The 17,367-nt window shown below is 65.1% G+C and carries 17 protein-coding genes; 10 read left to right on the top strand and 7 right to left on the bottom strand.

Annotation, left to right across the window (positions count from 1 at the left end; translation table 11 throughout):
* Nucleotides 1–376 precede the first annotated feature (376 nt).
* A complete protein-coding gene (betC, locus tag ACOOE2_RS14790) occupies nt 377–1,879 on the bottom strand; it encodes a choline-sulfatase (RefSeq protein WP_420383751.1) in 1,503 nt (500 codons plus the stop codon).
* A 129-nt stretch (nt 1,880–2,008) separates the two neighbouring features.
* Here betC and ACOOE2_RS14785 point away from each other — a divergent pair, with 129 nt between their 5' ends.
* On the top strand, nt 2,009–2,884 hold the full coding sequence (locus ACOOE2_RS14785; RefSeq protein WP_420383750.1) for a LysR substrate-binding domain-containing protein: 876 nt from the start codon (nt 2,009–2,011) through the stop codon (nt 2,882–2,884).
* Nucleotides 2,885–2,904: 20 nt separating this feature from the next.
* Here the strand turns inward: ACOOE2_RS14785 and ACOOE2_RS14780 are convergent, their stop codons facing one another.
* On the bottom strand, nt 2,905–3,831 hold the full coding sequence (locus ACOOE2_RS14780; RefSeq protein ID WP_420383749.1) for a DMT family transporter: 927 nt from the start codon (nt 3,829–3,831) through the stop codon (nt 2,905–2,907).
* 355 nt (nt 3,832–4,186) lie between these two features.
* On the opposite strand from ACOOE2_RS14780, the gene ACOOE2_RS14775 reads away from it, so the two are divergent.
* The gene (locus ACOOE2_RS14775; RefSeq protein WP_420383748.1) at nt 4,187–4,750 is read left to right on the top strand and encodes a hypothetical protein; all 564 of its coding nucleotides are present in this window, start codon (nt 4,187–4,189) and stop codon (nt 4,748–4,750) included.
* A 67-nt stretch (nt 4,751–4,817) separates the two neighbouring features.
* Here ACOOE2_RS14775 and ACOOE2_RS14770 read toward each other — a convergent pair whose 3' ends face one another.
* The gene (locus ACOOE2_RS14770; RefSeq protein WP_420383747.1) at nt 4,818–5,978 is read right to left on the bottom strand and encodes a 2-oxoadipate dioxygenase/decarboxylase family protein; all 1,161 of its coding nucleotides are present in this window, start codon (nt 5,976–5,978) and stop codon (nt 4,818–4,820) included.
* 97 nt (nt 5,979–6,075) lie between these two features.
* Between ACOOE2_RS14770 and astD the strand changes: the two genes are divergently transcribed.
* The 4 genes from astD to ACOOE2_RS14750 all read left to right on the top strand — a co-directional run bounded on the left by astD (nt 6,076) and on the right by ACOOE2_RS14750 (nt 11,053).
* Complete coding sequence (gene astD / locus ACOOE2_RS14765) at nt 6,076–7,485, top strand: succinylglutamate-semialdehyde dehydrogenase (protein WP_420383746.1); 1,410 nt, start codon at nt 6,076–6,078, stop codon at nt 7,483–7,485.
* Between the two features lie 154 nt (nt 7,486–7,639).
* Nucleotides 7,640–9,442: an EAL domain-containing protein gene (locus ACOOE2_RS14760; protein ID WP_420383745.1), complete on the top strand. Its 1,803-nt coding sequence runs from the start codon at nt 7,640–7,642 to the stop codon at nt 9,440–9,442.
* 421 nt (nt 9,443–9,863) lie between these two features.
* Nucleotides 9,864–10,415, top strand: coding sequence for a sigma-70 family RNA polymerase sigma factor (locus ACOOE2_RS14755; protein WP_420383744.1), 552 nt, complete (start codon nt 9,864–9,866; stop codon nt 10,413–10,415).
* Nucleotides 10,412–11,053: a DUF1109 domain-containing protein gene (locus ACOOE2_RS14750; RefSeq protein ID WP_420383743.1), complete on the top strand. Its 642-nt coding sequence runs from the start codon at nt 10,412–10,414 to the stop codon at nt 11,051–11,053. The genes ACOOE2_RS14755 and ACOOE2_RS14750 overlap by 4 nt, the downstream gene beginning before the upstream one ends.
* A gap of 45 nt (nt 11,054–11,098) precedes the next feature.
* Here ACOOE2_RS14750 and ACOOE2_RS14745 read toward each other — a convergent pair whose 3' ends face one another.
* The 3 genes from ACOOE2_RS14745 to ACOOE2_RS14735 are packed head-to-tail and all read right to left on the bottom strand — an operon-like array spanning nt 11,099 to nt 12,991.
* Nucleotides 11,099–11,848, bottom strand: a complete 750-nt coding sequence (locus tag ACOOE2_RS14745) for a DNA-binding domain-containing protein (RefSeq protein ID WP_420383742.1) — start codon at nt 11,846–11,848, stop codon at nt 11,099–11,101.
* Nucleotides 11,845–12,654 (bottom strand): DUF692 domain-containing protein, encoded by an 810-nt coding sequence (locus tag ACOOE2_RS14740; RefSeq protein WP_420383741.1) that lies wholly within the window; start codon nt 12,652–12,654, stop codon nt 11,845–11,847. The genes ACOOE2_RS14745 and ACOOE2_RS14740 overlap by 4 nt, the downstream gene beginning before the upstream one ends.
* Before the next feature lie 58 nt (nt 12,655–12,712).
* Nucleotides 12,713–12,991 (bottom strand): hypothetical protein, encoded by a 279-nt coding sequence (locus ACOOE2_RS14735; RefSeq protein WP_420383740.1) that lies wholly within the window; start codon nt 12,989–12,991, stop codon nt 12,713–12,715.
* Between the two features lie 186 nt (nt 12,992–13,177).
* Between ACOOE2_RS14735 and ACOOE2_RS14730 the strand changes: the two genes are divergently transcribed.
* From ACOOE2_RS14730 to ACOOE2_RS14715, 4 genes are all read left to right on the top strand, one after another.
* Nucleotides 13,178–13,444: a DUF2282 domain-containing protein gene (locus ACOOE2_RS14730; RefSeq protein ID WP_420383739.1), complete on the top strand. Its 267-nt coding sequence runs from the start codon at nt 13,178–13,180 to the stop codon at nt 13,442–13,444.
* 40 nt (nt 13,445–13,484) lie between these two features.
* Complete coding sequence (locus tag ACOOE2_RS14725; protein ID WP_420383738.1) at nt 13,485–13,943, top strand: DoxX family protein; 459 nt, start codon at nt 13,485–13,487, stop codon at nt 13,941–13,943.
* 22 nt (nt 13,944–13,965) lie between these two features.
* Nucleotides 13,966–14,865, top strand: coding sequence for a LysR substrate-binding domain-containing protein (locus ACOOE2_RS14720; RefSeq protein WP_420383737.1), 900 nt, complete (start codon nt 13,966–13,968; stop codon nt 14,863–14,865).
* A gap of 178 nt (nt 14,866–15,043) precedes the next feature.
* The gene (locus ACOOE2_RS14715) at nt 15,044–16,090 is read left to right on the top strand and encodes a YeiH family protein (protein WP_420383736.1); all 1,047 of its coding nucleotides are present in this window, start codon (nt 15,044–15,046) and stop codon (nt 16,088–16,090) included.
* On the opposite strand, the gene ACOOE2_RS14710 is transcribed toward ACOOE2_RS14715, so the two are convergent.
* Nucleotides 16,087–17,340: an amidohydrolase family protein gene (locus ACOOE2_RS14710; RefSeq protein WP_420383735.1), complete on the bottom strand. Its 1,254-nt coding sequence runs from the start codon at nt 17,338–17,340 to the stop codon at nt 16,087–16,089. The genes ACOOE2_RS14715 and ACOOE2_RS14710 overlap by 4 nt on opposite strands.
* Nucleotides 17,341–17,367 lie beyond the last annotated feature (27 nt).

Below are 17,367 nucleotides of genomic sequence, written 5' to 3'. Positions count from 1 at the left end.
GCGGAGGGAGGGGAAGGGTGCGTTCATCGCCCACCACCCTAGGTATTCATGGTGAATGCCAGCCCAGCGCAGACTAGGTAAAATTGCGCATGGAGCCCACAACGCCAGCGCAAAAAACCTCCCTCTGCAGGCTAAGGCATTCGCACAAGTCTTTTAACCATCGGTTTTTAAACACCATCCGCTCATGCTGAGCCTGTCGAAGCACACGCGCTGACGCTTGCCGAGCGGGGAGCAAAACTGCGCAAATTCATGCGGCGCGCGCGTCATTAGCTTCGCTGGCCTTCGGCCGACAAGCTCAGGATGAGCGGCTTTGCTTTTTGGGCGCTCACGCGACTTGTGTGTATCCCGTAGCCCCTGGAGGGAGGTGCTTAAGGGTTCAACGTACGCGCGGATACCGCGCTGCGGCTTCCAGTTCTTCCAGGTCCATATGATTGCGGACATATTCGCTCGACGCGTCGCGCGGCGGCGACCAGTCCCACGCATTGAGCCGCCCGGTCGCATTGGCTTGCGCCACCAGACGCCGCCGCCGCTGGCTGGCGATGACTTGTGCGGTGATCGCATCGAGGTCCCAGCGTTGCGCCACTTCGGCACGCAAGTCGGCCACGCGTTCGGCGTGGGCCGGGTCTGCGGCCAGATTGTGCCGTTCGGCGGGATCGACGGACAGGTCGTACAACTGGTCGGGATCGACCGGGCAGTGGACGAATTTGTAAACGCCGCGCCGGATCATCACGATCGGTGCGACCGCCCCTTCGCCCAGGTATTCGCCGATTGCCTCGTCCGTCCCCGTCTCACCCAGCAAGTGCGGCATCAGGCTGTGGCCATCGACCGGTGCGGCAAATTCGGGGGTCAGCCCCGCCAGGTCGAGGCACGTCGGCAGCAGGTCGAGCAGCGACACGCTGGCATCGATATCGCGCGCCGCAAACCGGCCGGGCGCATGCACGATGATCGGAATATGCGCGGCGCCCTCGAAAAAGTTCATCTTGTACCACAGCCCGCGCTCGCCCAGCATGTCGCCATGGTCGGTCAACAGGATCACCACGGTGTTGTCGATCTGGCCGGTATCCTCCAGCGTCTGCAACACGGTGCCGACCTGTTCGTCGACAAAACTGATCGCACCGAAATACGCGCGCCGCGCCGCGCGCACCTGCTCGTCGCTGACGGGTGTCTCGTCCATCGCCGACACCGCGCGCAGCCGCGCCGAATGCGGATCGAGCGGCGCATCGACATTGGGCATCGGAATTTCGACGCCCTCGTACATGTCCCAGTATTTGCGCGGGATCGCATAAGGGTCATGCGGATGGGTCATCGAGGTGACCATGAAAAACGGCCGCTGGTCCTTGTCGCGCACGATATCGTACAGCTTGCGCCGCGTGGCGTAGACCACCTCCTCGTCGTAATCGATCTGGTTGGTGCGCACGGCGGGGCCTGCGGTCAGCACCGAATCCATCGAATGGTACCAGTGCGGGCGGTGGTCGGGCCGCGTCCAGTCGGGGGTCCAGCTGAAATCGGCGGGATAGATATCGGTGGTCAGCCGTTCCTCGAAGCCGTGCAGCTGATCGGGCCCGACGAAATGCATCTTGCCCGCCAGGATCGTGCGATAGCCGCCGGCGCGCAGGTAATGCGCCACTGTCGGCGTATCGGCTGTAAATTCGCAGGCATTGTCATAGGCGCCGATGCGCGACGGCAATTGCCCGGCCAGCATCGAAAAGCGCGCCGGCGCACACAGCGGGCTGTTGCTGTACGCAGACCGGAACAGCACGCCCTGCTGCGCCAGCCGCGTCAGATTTGGCGCGATCACCGGGCTGTCCGACAGGAACGGTACCATCTCGGCGGTCATCTGGTCGGCCATCAGCACGAGGATGTTGGGGCGTCCGGTCATTGCTGCGGTCCTTTACCAATTGCACGCCCAGACTATGCCGGTTTGACGCGCAGAGAAGCGTTTTCATTCTTTATTTGGGTGCGAATGGATTAAGCTGGCCTAATGGCAAATCCGTTCAATCGACTTCCTTTGCGCAGCCTCTTGGTGTTCGAGGCGGCGGCGCGTCATGGCAAGTTTGCCAGCGCGGCGACCGAATTGCAGATGACCCCGGCGCGCGTGAGCCAGCATATCGCCGAACTGGAGGCAACGCTCGGGGTGAGCCTGTTCAACCGCCGCTATCGCGGGGTCGAGCTGACCGCTCCGGGCCGCGATCTGCTCGGCGCGGTGCGGCACGGGCTGCAGATCGTGGGCACCGGCTTTGACGCGGCACAGCGGCTCAGCGCCAGCCGGACGCTGACGATACTGGCCGATTTCGGGTTTGCCGCCGGCTGGCTGATGCCGCGCATCGACCAGCTGCGTGGCGCCATGCCGCATGTCGAGATCAGCCTAACCACGGTGCAGTCTGGCACCGATTTCAGCCATGTCGATTATGACTTCGGCATCCTGTTCGGCGATACCTGGCCCGGCTGCCGCGCGCGCATGATCTTTCGCGAAGAGGCGTGGCCGGTCTGCGCGCCCGGCCTGATGCGCGGGGCCGATTCGCGCAAGGTTCCGGCCGACGCCTGTCTGCTCGACCTGGCGCCGCAGGGCGATCAGCGCTGGTTTCGCTGGGCCGACTGGTTTGGCGCCAACGGCGGCTCGCTGCCGGCGCCGCACCGCATCGTCAGTTTCAACAATTATCAGATGGTGATGCAGGCCGCGGTGCAGGGGCAGGGCGCTGCGCTTGGCTGGACCCCGCTGATCGACGATCTCGTGGCGCAGGGGCAGCTCGTGCGCCTGGGTGACCAGCCGCTGACCAGCGAGCGCGGGTATTTCCTGGTCGAACCGGCCCGCGCGCATGCCAACCCGCTGGCGGGCCCGGCGATCGCCTGGCTGCTGGGTGCGCTGCATGCCCGGTCGTCATAAAGACGTTTTGTTGAAGCCTTTTACGCAAGCTGTCGCACGCGCAACGGCCGCGCAGTCGTCGCAAAAATGATCCCGCCCAGGATCATCGCCGCGCCGATGCCGAACCCGGTGTCGATATGATCGCCCACCAGAAGGACGCCGCCCGCCACGCCGAACACCGGCGTCATGAAGCTGAGCACGCCCAGCCGCGCCGAGCTGTATTGGCGCAACAGCGCAAACCACGTGAGGTAACTGGCAAAGGCGACCACCACAACCTGCCATAGCAACGCGATGGCAAGGCCGGGCGTCAGGCGGACGGCGGTCTCGCCCATGATCATCGCGAATGTGCCTGCCATCACCATGGCGCCGATCAGCTGATACGCCAGCGTGACTGTCGCCGGCGCATTGGCCAGGTTCGATCCGCGCAAGACGATGGCGGTCAGCGCCCACGACATCGCGCCTGTCAGCGCCAGCGCATCGCCCCAATGCATCGACGGATATTGCACCGGCTGTCCCCGGCCCAGAAACGTCACGGCAATGCCCGCAAACGAAAACAGCACGCCCAGCCACTGCAGCGCGTGCAACCGTTCATCGCGGTGCATCACACCCAGCCCGATCGCGATCAGGATCGGCGCCGAATAGAGATAGACCGTCACGTGCGATGCGCTGGTATAGCGCAGCGCCTCTCCCACACAGGCGAATTCGAGCCCGAAGAACAGCCCGATCGCCATGCCCGGGACCAGCGTCGCGCGCGAAAACCAGCGCAATTCCCCGCGTGCCCGGGCCAGTATCAGCACGCCCAGCGTCGCAACGCCCGACCGGAACGCCATCTGCAGCGTCGGGCTCATGTCGGCTGCGGCGAGCTTCACGATCGCCTGTTGCGTGCCCCACACCGCGCACAGCACCACCATGATCAGCGCGGCGCGGGTATCGACAGGCCGACGCGCGGCGGCTTTGGGGGAAGACATCGGGCGAAGTCCTGACAAACGGCGCGGGCGGTCGGGCGGTGATGCATGACACATGGCACCGGCGCGCGATACCGGCCCCATGCATTTTGCTAATGGCGCAAACCGGCCGGCCACGACGCGTGGTCCGGATATTTTTCATGGCTGCCAGCCGCGAAATCAGCGGAAAATAAAAGGCGCCAGGCATTTCCCCGCACACCGGAAACGGCCTGCCGCATATGAACGACGGCTGCAATTCTGCGTCCGCCAGCGTTAAGGTTGGCGAGGGTAAAACCACACTCATGGTAACGACTCGCTGCCGGGGCACAAAGTGGACACACCGGTCCAACCCGACGGCAGCGCGAACCAAAGGAGGCGTATGATGATCACTTTCAAGAAAGCCGCTTTGGGCACGGCATTGGCGGCCACGCTCGCAACCGGACTGGTGGCTGGCGCGGCGCCGGCAGAGGCGCGGCCCTATTGGGGTCATGGCTATTATCACGGTGGCGGCGGTGGCGTAGCCGTTGCAGCAGGCCTAGTCGGCTTGGCTGCCGGTGTGGCGATCGCATCCGATCACGGGCCATATGGCTATCCGGCACCAGTCCAGTATTACCCCGCGTACCCTGCCTATAACGGCTGCTACAGCGCTTATCCGGGATACCAGGGCTATTGCTACCCGGCGTCGTATTACACCAACCTCGGTTGGGGTTGGCATGACAATGGCTGGTGGTATGGCGGAGCCCGCTATGCGCGTCCGTTCGTGATTGGCGGCTATCGCGGCGGTGGCGGGTACTACCATGGCGGCTACGGCTACCATGGCGGTTACGGCGGCGGGTATCGCGGTGGCTACGGTGGTGGATACCACGGTGGCAACGGATATCACGGTGGTGGCGGCGGCTACCACGGCGGTGGCGGCTACCATGGCGGTGGCGGACACCGTTAAGCCGGGCAGACTTTACGTTCGGGGCCGGGCCGGCGCACCTTGTCAAAGGTCGCCGGCCCGGCCTTTTTCATGGGTTTGTCGCCATCGCTGCATATAGCGCAAACGGATCGATGACCGCGCGGCCAAGCGCAGTCTCGAACGCGGCCTGCGACGACGTATCGCCGTAATCGCGCGGACGCTCGCCGGTCAGGTTCGACTGAAAAATGCCTGCCGCGCTGACCGGCAGGAAATCCTCATACGTGATCGGTGCATCGTTGCGCACATAGATCAGGCCTTCGGCAACCAGCGCATCCAGATCGTCGGGAAACGCGCAAAACGCCTGGGGATCGGGATCGGCCAGCAGGCGATCGTACAGCGCGCGGCCCTTGGGTGTCAGCGCCGCGCCGCGCTGTTCGATCTCGCCAAACCGCGCGGTGTGCTGCCCGTCCTGGCCAGCAAAGCGCACCGCTTCGGTCAACGCCTTGAAACTGGTCTGGCGCAGCAGGATCGGAATTTTGCGCGCCGGTGGCCCCTCGATCACGGCCTTGGCATCGATCCCGCGCGCCAGCATCTGCGCCTGTACCGCATCGATATCGAGCGTGCGCGGCGTCAGGTGATTGATATGTGGGCCTTTGAACGCGACGATATCGGCAATCAGGCGATGCTGCGCAGACAACCGCGCATACGTTTCGGCATCGACTGTCGCATCGCTGTGCCAGCGGAATGTTTCGAGCAGGGCCGCCACGAATGCGCGCGCGCCTGCTTCGTCCAGCCCGCCATCGCGTTCGGCCGAGGTGATGAGACCCAGCGCGACATCGGAAAAGATCGCACGCCGCGCCAGAATTGCCGTGACATCATCGCGCAAGGCCGCATCGCCGATCAGGTCGATGCGCAGCAGCGAACAGAACACCCGAAACGGATTGGCCGCCAACGCAGCCTCGGTCACCGGGCGAAACGCGGTCGAATGCACCGGCACGCCCGCCGGCGCGAGGTCGTAATACCCGACCGGCGCCATGCCCAATACGGCAAACGCGCGCGCCATCATCGCCAGCTCGTCGGCGGTGCCGAGCCGGATTGCGCCATGGCGCTCGACGGCAATCCGTTCGGGCGCGGCAGGATCGACGCGCGCGTTTACGCCCGCAACGATATCGAGCAGATCGGCATAAAGCGGCACTTCGGCGCGATACATGTCCGACAGCGCGGCGGCGAACTGCGCGCGGATCAGGTCCGGCTCAACGAATGCAGGCATGGATTGTCCTTGGCTCATCATCACGCGGCCATGGCACACCCTCGAAATTGCGTGCAAGGGCCATTACATGCCCCGTGACAATGCATAAGGTGTGCCGATGCCAAATCTGCTGAAATCTTTCAATCCCGCGACCGGTGATTGCGTGTGGCAGGGGGCCGAATCCGACGAAGCCGCGTGCGCTGTCGCAGTCGCAAGCGCGCGTGCTGCTGCGTCGGCGTGGGCACGACGGCCGGTGGACGAGCGCGTGGCCATCGCGCGCGCCTACGCCGGGGTGCTCGATCAACGCCGCGAAGCGCTGGCGCGCCTGATCGCGGATGAAACCGGCAAACTCGTGTGGGAAGCGCGCACCGAAGTCACCGCGATGATCGGCAAAGTCGATATCGCCATCCGCGCCCAGGCCGAACGCGCCGGCACCAGCGACACCGCGCAACCGTTCGGCCGCGCGGTGCTGCGCCACCACCCGCACGGCGTGATGGCGGTTCTGGGACCGTACAATTTCCCCGGTCACCTGCCCAACGGCCATATCGTGCCAGCGCTGATTGCCGGCAATGCCGTCATTTTCAAACCCTCGGAACTGACCCCCGGTACCGGCGCTGCGATGATCGATGCCTGGCACGCGGCGGGCGTGCCGTCCGACGTGCTGCAAGTGCTGCAGGGCGGGCGCGACACCGGCGCCGCTTTGCTCGGCCAGGATATCGACGGCCTGCTGTTCACCGGTTCGGCCAGCGCCGGCCGCCATTTCCGCCGTGCCTTCGTCGATCGTCCCGGCGTGATCCTGGCGCTCGAACTGGGCGGCAACAATCCGCTGGTGGTGTGGGACGACGTGACCGATCCCGCGATCCTGGCCAATCTGGTCGTTCATTCCGCATTCGTCACCACCGGGCAGCGCTGCTCGTGCGCCCGCCGGCTGATCGTGCCACACGGCAGCGCCGGCGATGCGCTGGTGGCCGCGCTGGTCGATCTGGCCGCTCGTCTGCCGATCGGCGCGGGTGAGGATGCGGCATTCATGGGCCCGCTGGTGAGCGTGACTGCTGCGCGCGCCAGCCGTGCGGCGCTGCGCGATCTGATCGCGGCGGGCGCGCGCGTGCTGCTCGATCGCAGCGCAATCGAGGGCCGGCCAGAGGCATTTTTTGGGCCGGTCGTGCTCGAATCCACCGGCGTGGCCGTGCCCGATGGCGAAATCTTTGCGCCGGTGCTGCAGATCGTGCGCGTGGCGGATTTTCCGGCCGCGATCGCTGCTGCCAATGCCACCGCGTTCGGCCTGAGTGCCGGTTTGCTGGCCACCGATCAGGCGCTGTGGGACCGCTTCGTCAGCGAAATTCGCGCGGGCGTGGTCAACTGGAACCGGCCGACCACCGGCGCCGCATCGGCCGCGCCGTTCGGGGGCCTTGGCGAATCGGGCAACCATCGGCCCAGCGCCTATTACGCCGCCGATTATTGCGCCTATCCCGTTGCCAGCTTTGAATCCGCAGAGTTGAAACCGCTGCCGATCATGGGGCTCGACTGAGCATTTCGGGCGCGTCCATCACCCCGGAAAGCCGCAGATTTTAACTATTCCTTCTCGATCCGTTCGTATGGTCGCATAACATGGATGGACGTCAGGCGTTACGCGCGAGAGTTGGCCACCCGCCGCGATCGCCATGCGCGTAAGGAGAAGTGCGTTGTCGTATCCCCTTCCCGGGAATGAAATCGAGCGTCTGGCAACGCTCGATGACTTTCGCATTCTTGATACCCAGCCCGACCGGCGCTTCGACAATCTGGTGGAAATCGCCACCGCCCATTTCGGGACGCCGATCGCGCTGGTGTCGCTGGTCGATGCCGATCGCCAGTGGTTCAAGGCCAAAGTCGGCCTTTCTGCAAGCGAGACACCGCGCAAATTGGCGTTCTGCACGCATGCGATCACGACGCCCGATGTGGTGACGGTGATCGAGGACGCTACCCTGGATTCGCGGTTCAACACCAATGCGCTCGTCACAGGTGATCCCGGTATCCGCTTTTATGCGGGCGCACCGATCGTGGCCGATGATGGCTCGGCGCTGGGCACAGTGTGCGTGATCGATCGCAAGCCGCGCAAATTTGGCCCGGAAGATCGGGAAATGCTGGCGCGGTTGGCCGACAACGCCCGGTCGCTGATGGAATTGCACCGCCGCAACACGATGCTGCGCGAAGCGGCAGATCGCGATCCTCTGACCGGATTGCTCAATCGCCGCGGGCTCGATCGCGAAATCGAACACGCGATGGGCGCGACGCTTGCCGGCGAAAACTGCGGTCTGCTGTATCTCGATCTCGACAAGTTCAAACACGTCAATGACACGTATGGTCATGAATTCGGCGATGCACTGCTGCGCGAAACCGCGCGCCGGTTGCAGACTGCGGTGCGCCAGGGCGATCTGGTGGCACGTGTCGGCGGCGACGAATTTGTCGTCCTGCTGATCCATCCGGTCGATCAGTCGGTGCTGGAACAGGTTTCGGCGCGCATGCTGCGCGCCTGTGCCGATCCGGTGATGATGCTCGATCACGAAGTGGCGCTGGGTGTGTCGATTGGCGCGGCGCAGGCGCCCCGCGATGCGGTCTTGCCGCGCGACCTGCTGCGCGTGGCCGACCGCGCGATGTTCGACGCCAAACGCGCCGGGCGCGGCCAGGTGGTGTTTGCCGGCGATTGGACCGCATCGAACCATCACAATGGCGCCGCAGACGCCGACAGCGCGCCGGCCGCCGAACTGGCCATGGCGATCGAGCGTGACCAGCTGTTTCTGGAATGGCAATCGTCGCACAACCTCGCGACCGGCAAGCTTGTCGGTTATGAAGCGCTCGTCCGCTGGCGGCATCCCCGCCTGGGCGTGATCTCGCCCAACAACTTCGTGCCCCTGGCCGAAGCCAGCGGCCTGTCGGGCCGGCTCGACTCGTGGGTGCTGTATCGTGCCTGTGACGAAGCCGCGCGCGGGCCGGCCAATCTCAATTACGCGGTCAACCTGTCGGCGCAGTGGATCGCCAATGGCAATATCGTGCCGCTGGTCCGTACCGCGCTCGAACGCAGCGGTCTGGCGCCCGATCGCCTGCTGCTTGAAATCACCGAAAGCACCGCCATCGGCAGTGTCGCCAGCGCGCAGCATCACATGCAGCAGTTGCGTGCGCTGGGTATCCGCCTCGCGCTCGACGATTTCGGCGCGGGCTATTCCTCGCTTGCCTATCTGCAACACTATCGCTTCGACGTGCTGAAGCTCGATCGCACATTCGTCGCCGGGCTCGGCACCGATCCGCGCGGCGATCGCCTGCTCGAAGGCGTGATCCACCTGTCGCGCCTGCTCAACACCTCGGTCGTTGCGGAAGGCATCGAAACTGCACGTCAACTGGCACGCCTGCGCGATGCGGGGTGCGAATTCGGGCAGGGGTTTTACCTGGGGCGGCCGGCGCCGGCGCCGTGGGAGATTCCGGTGATGATGCCGGTGCGCAAGCGGGGTTAGGCAGAGCCTCCGGCGGCCAAGGGCCAAGGGCCCTTGGAACCCGGGTTTTGTCTTGAACTGCATGCTGACTATGCAGTTGCGTCCCGGCGAGACACAAACGCCGAGGCGGCATACAGTCCAGGACAGCAACGGGATGCAAGGGCGATGGCCCATAGGCGCTAACTTTGTTTGTTTTCGTCTTCCCGGGCTTGACCCGGGATCCCGCTTTTCTTTCGCGGTACCTTCAAATTCGGGCGTCTCCGCGCCGAAGAAGCGGGACCCCGGGTCAAGCCCGGGGCGACGGTATTGTTATGTTGGCGCCTATGAGCGATAGCCCTTGGCCGCCGGAGGCCCTTTAAACCTTCCCGCCAAAGTTGTAGCACTCCACACGCGCGTCTGTAACCAAACCCGGATCGCGCGCGAATACGCTGGGGCAATGCGCATGCGGCATGATGACGATCGCCTGCGGGCTTTGATGCTGGCTGGGCTGGCGGGCGATGGTGCCGCGCATGCGGCATTGCTGCGTGCGTTGTTGCCGCCGTTGCGTGGGTTCTTCCGGCGCCGGCTTAGCGGGCGCGAAGATGATGTCGAGGATCTCTTGCAGGAAACGCTGATTGCCGTGCACCAACGTCGCGCCACATATGATCCGTCCCGCCCTTTTGGCGCCTGGCTGTTTGCGATCGCGCGGTACAAGCTGGTCGACAATTACCGGCGCAACGGGCGCACGTCTGCGCGCCATGTCGCGCTCGATGACCGGGATGAATTGCCCGATGAATTCGCCTTTGCCGAAGCCAGCGATGCGCGGTCCGATCTCGATCGGCTGTTCGGGGATATTCCCGAGAAACAGGCAGCGGTGTTGCGCGCGACACGGATCGACGGGTTGAGCACGGCCGAAGCGGCCGAGCGTCTGGGCATCGGCGAATCCGATGTAAAGGTTTCGGCGCATCGCGGGTTCAAGGCGCTGGCCGACCGGGTGCGGGACAGTTTGCGATGACGTCCGAGGATCTGATCGCCACGCTGTCGCGCGATCTGCGCCCGGTGCCGCGCCATGCGCTGCTCCGTCGCGTCGGGCTGGGGCTGGGGCTCGGGGTTTTGGCCACGCTGATCGCGGTCGGCGGGTTGCTGGGCTATCGCCCCGACCTTGTGATCGCGATGCACGGCGCCGTGTTCTGGATCAAGAGCGCCTATACGATCAGCCTGGCGGCATGCGCGACCGTGGCGATGTTGCGGCTGTCGCGGCCCGATGGCCGCGTCGGTGGCTGGCTGGTGGCGATGCTGGTGCCGGTGCTGGGGCTGGCCGCGATCGCGCTGGGCGAGCTGGCGATGACGCCGCGCGCAGACTGGCTGGCGATGTGGCTGGGGGCAAGCTGGACCGTGTGTTCGCGCAATGTGTTCCTGCTGGCGGTCCCGATATTCGCCGGACTGTTGTGGTCTGTGCGGCGCCTGGCGCCGACACGGCTGGTCCTGGCCGGGACTGTGGCGGGCATGGCCGCGGGCGCATGGGGTGCAACACTGTATTGTCTCCATTGCCCGGAAACGTCGGCGCTGTTCGTGCTGACATGGTACACGCTGGGCATGGCGGGCATGGCGGCGCTGGGGGCGATCATGGGGCCGCGTGCGTTGCGCTGGTGACACGCAGCAAAAAAGCCTCGCCTCGTCAGGGGAGGGGGAAAGACTTCAGTTAAACCCGGCGATCAGGCTTTCGCCAAGCCAGCGGCCCAGGACCGTACCAGCCGCAGTCACTGCCGCAGCCTCGTCTCCCGATTGCGCCAGTTCCTGGCAGATCGCGGCAAAGCTGGCGCCCGCAATCGAGCGTTCCAGCATCACTGCCTCTCCGGCATCGACCCGCCGCATCACCGGCTCGAAACCCTGACGCCACAGCATCAACGTGCCCGGCGCGGCACGATCCGCCGCAGGCACGGCGTCGCCATTGGCGAGCGCCAGCCACAGCGCATCGGCATTGGTGGCAATCGGCAACACCACCAGCGACGGCACCAGCCGGATCACCGCGTCATCCCAATCGACATCGGCCAGCGTATCGGCCTGCACCGGCACCGCATCGGGCCCGACGAACACCTCCCCCACCGCGCGGTCGATCGCCGCCAGCTCTGCTGCGATCGCACCGGCAGTCTTGTGCAACAACGCCGGAAACCCCGCGCCATAGGCATCGATCGTCCAGTGCGACGAGGGCTGCGCATCGATAAACCGGGCCGCAATGCTTTCAAACGCGGCATCGCCCAGCCACAGCAACGCCCGCGGATGCGTTTCGCGCAAGGCTTCGACCAGCGTGGTGCGATAGTTGTTCTGATAGACCGTCAGTCCGGGGCCGACGCGCAATGCGGGCGCCAGACGCGCGGCGAGATCCTCGTCGCCTTCGCGCAGCCAGGCGCAAAAGCGGGTCTGCAGATCGGCCAACGGTTCGGTCATGCCGGTACAGTCGCGCGCGCCAGCGCCAGCTCGGCCAACAGGTCATCGATCGGCGGAATATCGCCATCACGTTCGATCATCGTCGGCAGCGGACCGGTGCGCGCAATCGTTTCGGCATAGAGCGCCCACACCGCGGGATCGACCGCAGCGTCATGCGTGTCGATCAGCCCGTGCGCGCCCTGGCTGTGCCCGGCAAGATGGATCTGCCCGACCGCATCGAGCGGCAGGCCGCCGAGCCAGTCGCGCGGGTCCAACCCATGGTTCGATGCGGTCACGAACACGTTGTTCACATCGAGCAGCAGGCCGCAGCCGGTGCGGCGGACCATTTCGCGCAGGAATTCCCATTCGGGCATGGTGCCGGGAAATTCGATATACGTGGATGGATTTTCGAACAGCATCCGGCGCTTGAGATGGGTCTGCGCGCGGTCGATCGCTTCGCATACGGTATCGAGCGCTTCCCCGGTCAGCGGCACGGGCAGCAGATCGTGCGAATTGAACGCGCCGGTTCCGGTCCAGCACAGATGGTCGGACACGACCGCAGGTTCGATCCGGTCGACCAGGATTTTTAACCGATCGAGATAATCGGGATGGGGACCATCGGCCGAGCCGACCGATAGCGACACGCCATGCAGCGCCACGGGATAGTGTTCCCTCGCCCGCATCAGCGTGTCGATCGGGCGCCCGCCTGCGACCATGAAATTTTCCGAAATAACTTCGAAAAAATCAACCGGCGCTTCGCCGCCCGTAAAGCTGGCGTAATGCGGCCGCCGCATACCCAGGCCGAAGCCGGAAAGAGCAGGGGTCATGGGGGTATCCCGAACAGGCGACGGCCGCGTATCTCTTACGCGGCCGCCGCAACGATGGTTACTTCGCTTCGGTCAGGCTGCCGCCGTCGGCTTTGCACTGGTCGGCGCTTTCTGCCTTGAAGCCCATGCCTTTGCAGGTGTTCTGGCCCTTGCAGCTGTTCTTTGCGGTCGCACAATCCGATGTGCCCTTGCAGGTGTTGATGCCATAGCAATGCACGGCCTTGGCAGATTTTGCCTCTGCCGTGGCAGGCACGGCGGACAGGGCGATGGCAAGCAGCGCGGCCTGGCTGGCGATTGCGAAAACGGACGGTGCAAGGCGTGAAACAGAATTGGTCATCGGGCAAACTCCTCGTTGTGCCGGTGTGGCCTGACCGAATTCGCAGGTCGTGCTTGAACGGTTACAGCCTGGTGTGTAAAAAAATTAAAAGCCTGTGCCGCGTAACCAATCTGGTGAGAGGGCCGAAATGACTGGCCGGGATGGGCAACCGTGTTCATCCATACCATATCCAACAGGAGAACCCCGATGAAAATAACCACCACCGTATTTGCCGCCAGCATCGCCCTTGGCCTCGTTGCCGGCGCTGCGCATGCCGCCGATGCCAAGCCTGCGATGGAAAAATGCTATGGCATCGCAAAGGCGGGGCAAAACGATTGCGCGGCCGGTGCCGGCACGAGCTGTGCCGGAACGCAGAAAGTCGATTATCAGGGCAATTCGTGGAAGCTGGTAAAAGCCGGCACGTGCACCGCGACCAAGACGCCCAAGGGCAACGGCTCGCTGACTTCGCGCTGATCCACTGATGCAAAAGCCCCTCCCCTGACGGGGAGGGGGCATGAAAGCCCCCGACATGATCGAAATCTATGACCACGCGGCCTCTGCCGCGCGACGCCTGCTGCCTGATGCCCTGCTGCTGCTGGTCGCGCGCCTGGGCATTGCCGCGATCTTTTTCCTGTCCGGCCGCAGCAAAGTCACCGGTGTGCTGCACATTACCGACAGCGCGTATTACCTGTTCGAAACCGACTACAAACTGCCGTTCGTTCCGCCGCATATCGCCGCGCATCTGGCGACATATTCGGAACACCTGTTTCCGATCCTGCTCGTTCTGGGCCTGGGCACCCGGTTTTCCGCGCTTGCGCTGCTTGGCATGACCACGGTCATCGAAGTGTTCGTCTACCCCGACGCGTGGCCGACGCATCTGTCCTGGGCTGGACTGTTGTTGCCGCTGATTGCCTATGGCGGCGGTGCATTCTCGCTCGATCGCATAGTCGGACGCGCTTTGCACCGCGCCTGACTTGCGCGTATGCCCATCGGCGATGACACTCGAACAATTGCGCATCTTTATCGCCGTGGCCGAGCGCGAGAACATGACTCGTGCCGCCGAAGCGGTGCATATCACCCAATCCGCCGTCAGCGGGGCGATTGCCGCGCTCGAGGCGGCACACGATGTCCACCTGTTCCACCGCGTCGGGCGGCGGATCGAACTGACCGACGCCGGGCGGATGTTCCTTGGCGAAGCGCGTGGCATTATGGCGCGGGTGGAGAGCGCGCGAGCCGCGCTGTCCGACTGGGCAGGGCTACGGCGCGGGCGGCTGGTGATTGCGGCCAGCCAGACGATCGCCGCCTATTGGCTGCCCGAACGGCTGGCGCGGTTCCGCCGGCGCTACCCGGATATCGATCTCGACCTGGCGATTGCCAACACCGGCGGCACCGCGCGCGCGGTCCTGGCGGGCGAGGCGGAACTCGGCTTTGTCGAGGGCGCGCTCGACGATCCGGCGCTGGCGCAATGGCCGATCGGCACCGACCGCATGGTGCTGGTCGGGCCGCCCGGCGTGGCGGGCACCGATCCTGTAACCAACGCCTGGCTGGCGCAAACCGACTGGATCATGCGCGAGCGCGGATCGGGCACGCGATCGAGCTTTGAAGCGGCAATGCGCGATCGCGGGCTCGATCCAGATGCGTTTGCCGTCGCGCTGACCTTGCCGTCAAACGAGGCGGTGCTGTCGGCGGTGCGTGCGGGCGCGGGGTATGCGGTGCTGTCGCGGTTGGTCGTCGCGCCGGCGCTGCACAGCGGCTCGATCAGCGCGCCCGCCTGCGATCTGCCCGCGCGGCCATTCTTTGCGATGCGGCACAAGGAACGCTATCGCGGCAAAGCCGCCGAGGCGCTGCTAGACGTGATCGCCAGTTACGAAGAGAGCGTCGACTGGGTGATCTGATCGTTTTTGGTGATGGGTTCGATCGGCAGCCGGGCGAAAATCCGGCTGGAATTGGACTAAAGCCGTGCACAACATACACCAACGCGTCACCGCGCCCAGCATATCAATCTGCAAATCTGATTGGAACCATATAAACAATCTGTTGGATTAATCAAAGGGCTGCGCTCATGCCTGCCGCATGGAATTTGCCCACACGACCACCAGCGATCTGCGCAAACTGGCCCCCGGCATCGTCCTGTGCGTTGCCGTGACCGGGATCGCATCGGTGCTGGAAAGCGTCGAGCGCGCTGCATTCGGTCGTGCCTGGCTGGAAAGCCTGGTCCTAGCGATCCTGGCCGGGGCCGTGCTGCGCATGGTGTGGACCCCGGGCCAGCGCTGGCTGCCCGGAATCGCGTTCTGTGCGCGCACCATCCTGGAAATTGCGGTCGTTCTCCTTGGCGCTTCGGTCAGCGCCGCGATGATTGCGGCGGCCGGGCCGGTGATGGTGGTCGGCATTGCGCTCACCGTGGTTGCGGCAATCGCCAGCAGCTATGTCATCGGCCGCGTGCTGCGGCTCAGCCCGCGCATGGCACTGCTGGTCGCCTGCGGCAATTCGATCTGCGGCAATTCGGCGATCGCCGCGGTTGCCCCGGTGATCGATGCCGATAGCGACGACGTCGCCGCTGCGATCAGCTTTACCGCTTTGCTCGGCGTCGCCGTCGTGCTTGGCTTGCCGCTGTTGGGTTTCGCATTGCATCTGGGCGTGCTGCAATATGGCACGCTGGCCGGCCTGACAGTCTATGCAGTGCCGCAAGTGCTTGCCGCCGCTGCGCCAATGGGCCCGATCGCGGTGCAGATGGGCGCGCTGGTCAAACTGGTGCGCGTGCTGATGCTCGGGCCGGTGTGCGTCGTCATGGCGATGTGTGCGCCGCATCTCGGCGATGTTGCCGGCCCGGCGATGCCGCGCAAACGCATCAGCATTGCAACGCTGGTGCCATGGTTCATCCTGGGCTTTATCGGCCTGGTCGGCTTGCGCTCGTTCGATGTCGTGCCGCACGTGATGCTCGCGCCGATCGGCCATGCATCGACCTGGCTGACCGTCGTGTCGATGGCGGCGCTCGGTCTTGGCGTCGACATGCGCGCGCTGCGCCAGGCAGGCCCGCGGGTCACGACGGCGGTGGTGCTGTCGCTGGCGATGCTGGGCAGCATCAGCCTGGCGCTGATCTACGGTCTGCATCTGGCCTAGGGCAAGACGACCGCGCCGCCTTTCATCACCAGGACCACGTGGCGCACCGCGCCGATATCCCGGGTCGGATCGCCCGTCACCGCGACCAGGTCGGCCAGCATGCCAGCCTTTACCCGGCCCAGCCGGTCGCCCAGGTGAAAAAACCGCGCATTGCCCGATGTCGCCGCGATAAGCACGGCCGGCGGCGCCATTCCGGCGGCGGCCATCTGCTCCAGCTCGCGCGCATTGGTGCCATGCGCAAACACGCCGACATCCCCGCCCACGCAAATCGGCGTACCCGCGGCCATCGCCAGGTGAAACGCGGCGATCGACTGCGCGACTCCTGCCGGCGCTGGCGCTTTGCCATCCCATCCGCGATACCGCGCGATTGCATCGCCTGCCGATAGCGTCGGGCAATAGGCAATGCCCTTGTCGTGCATCGCGCGAAACAGCTCGGCGGTGCCTTCATCGCCATGCTCGATCGTATCGACGCCCCCCGCAATCGCGCGGCGCATCCCTTCGGCGGTAACCGCATGCACCGCGACAATGCGCCCGGCATCGTGCGCAACCGCGACCGCGGCGGCCATTTCGGCCTGTGTCAGCGTGGGCCGGCTCGGTTCGCCGCGCTGATAATGGTAATCGGCATACAGTTTCACGACATCGGCGCCGGCCGCGATCTGGCTGCGCGCGGCGCGCACGATTTCATCGATGCCCGACACTTCCTCGGCGCCCAGCGGCACGGAAACGCCAGGCTCGAACCCCTTTGGCCCATACGCGCCCCGCGCGACGATGGCGCGGGTGGCCACGATCATCCGTGGCCCGGGGACGATCCCTTGCGCAATCGCATCGCGCAGGCCGACATCGGCATAGCCCGCACCCTCGGTGCCCAGATCGCGCTCGGTGGTAAACCCGGCGAGCAATGTCGCGCGCGCCTGCATGACCGCGCGCGCGGTGCGCAGCGCCAGCGCCTCGTGCAGCACCTGGTCGTCCCACGGCACTTCGTTGTAGGGGTGCAGAAACAGGTGGCCATGGCCCTCGATCATCCCGGGCATCAGCGTGGCGCCCGGCAGGTCGATTGTTTTGGCGCCATCGGGCACCGCCAGCGCCGGGCCGACAGCGACGATTTTTTCGCCATCGACCAGCACTTGCCAGCCGGAGTGCGGCGCGGGATCTACCCCGTCGAACACTTGCGCCGGGCGCAGCAGCATTGGCGCGGCCATGGCGGGCATCGGCAGGAACAGGGCGAAGGCAAGCGCGAGGCGGTTCAGCATGACACGCATGCTATACGTGCAGGCGCC

Origin of the sequence: Novosphingobium sp. (genome assembly GCF_965214355.1) — a bacterium.
GTDB lineage: Bacteria > Pseudomonadota > Alphaproteobacteria > Sphingomonadales > Sphingomonadaceae > Novosphingobium.
The sequence above is the reverse complement of the archived record's forward strand: the minus strand, read 5'-3'. Positions and strand labels throughout refer to the sequence as shown.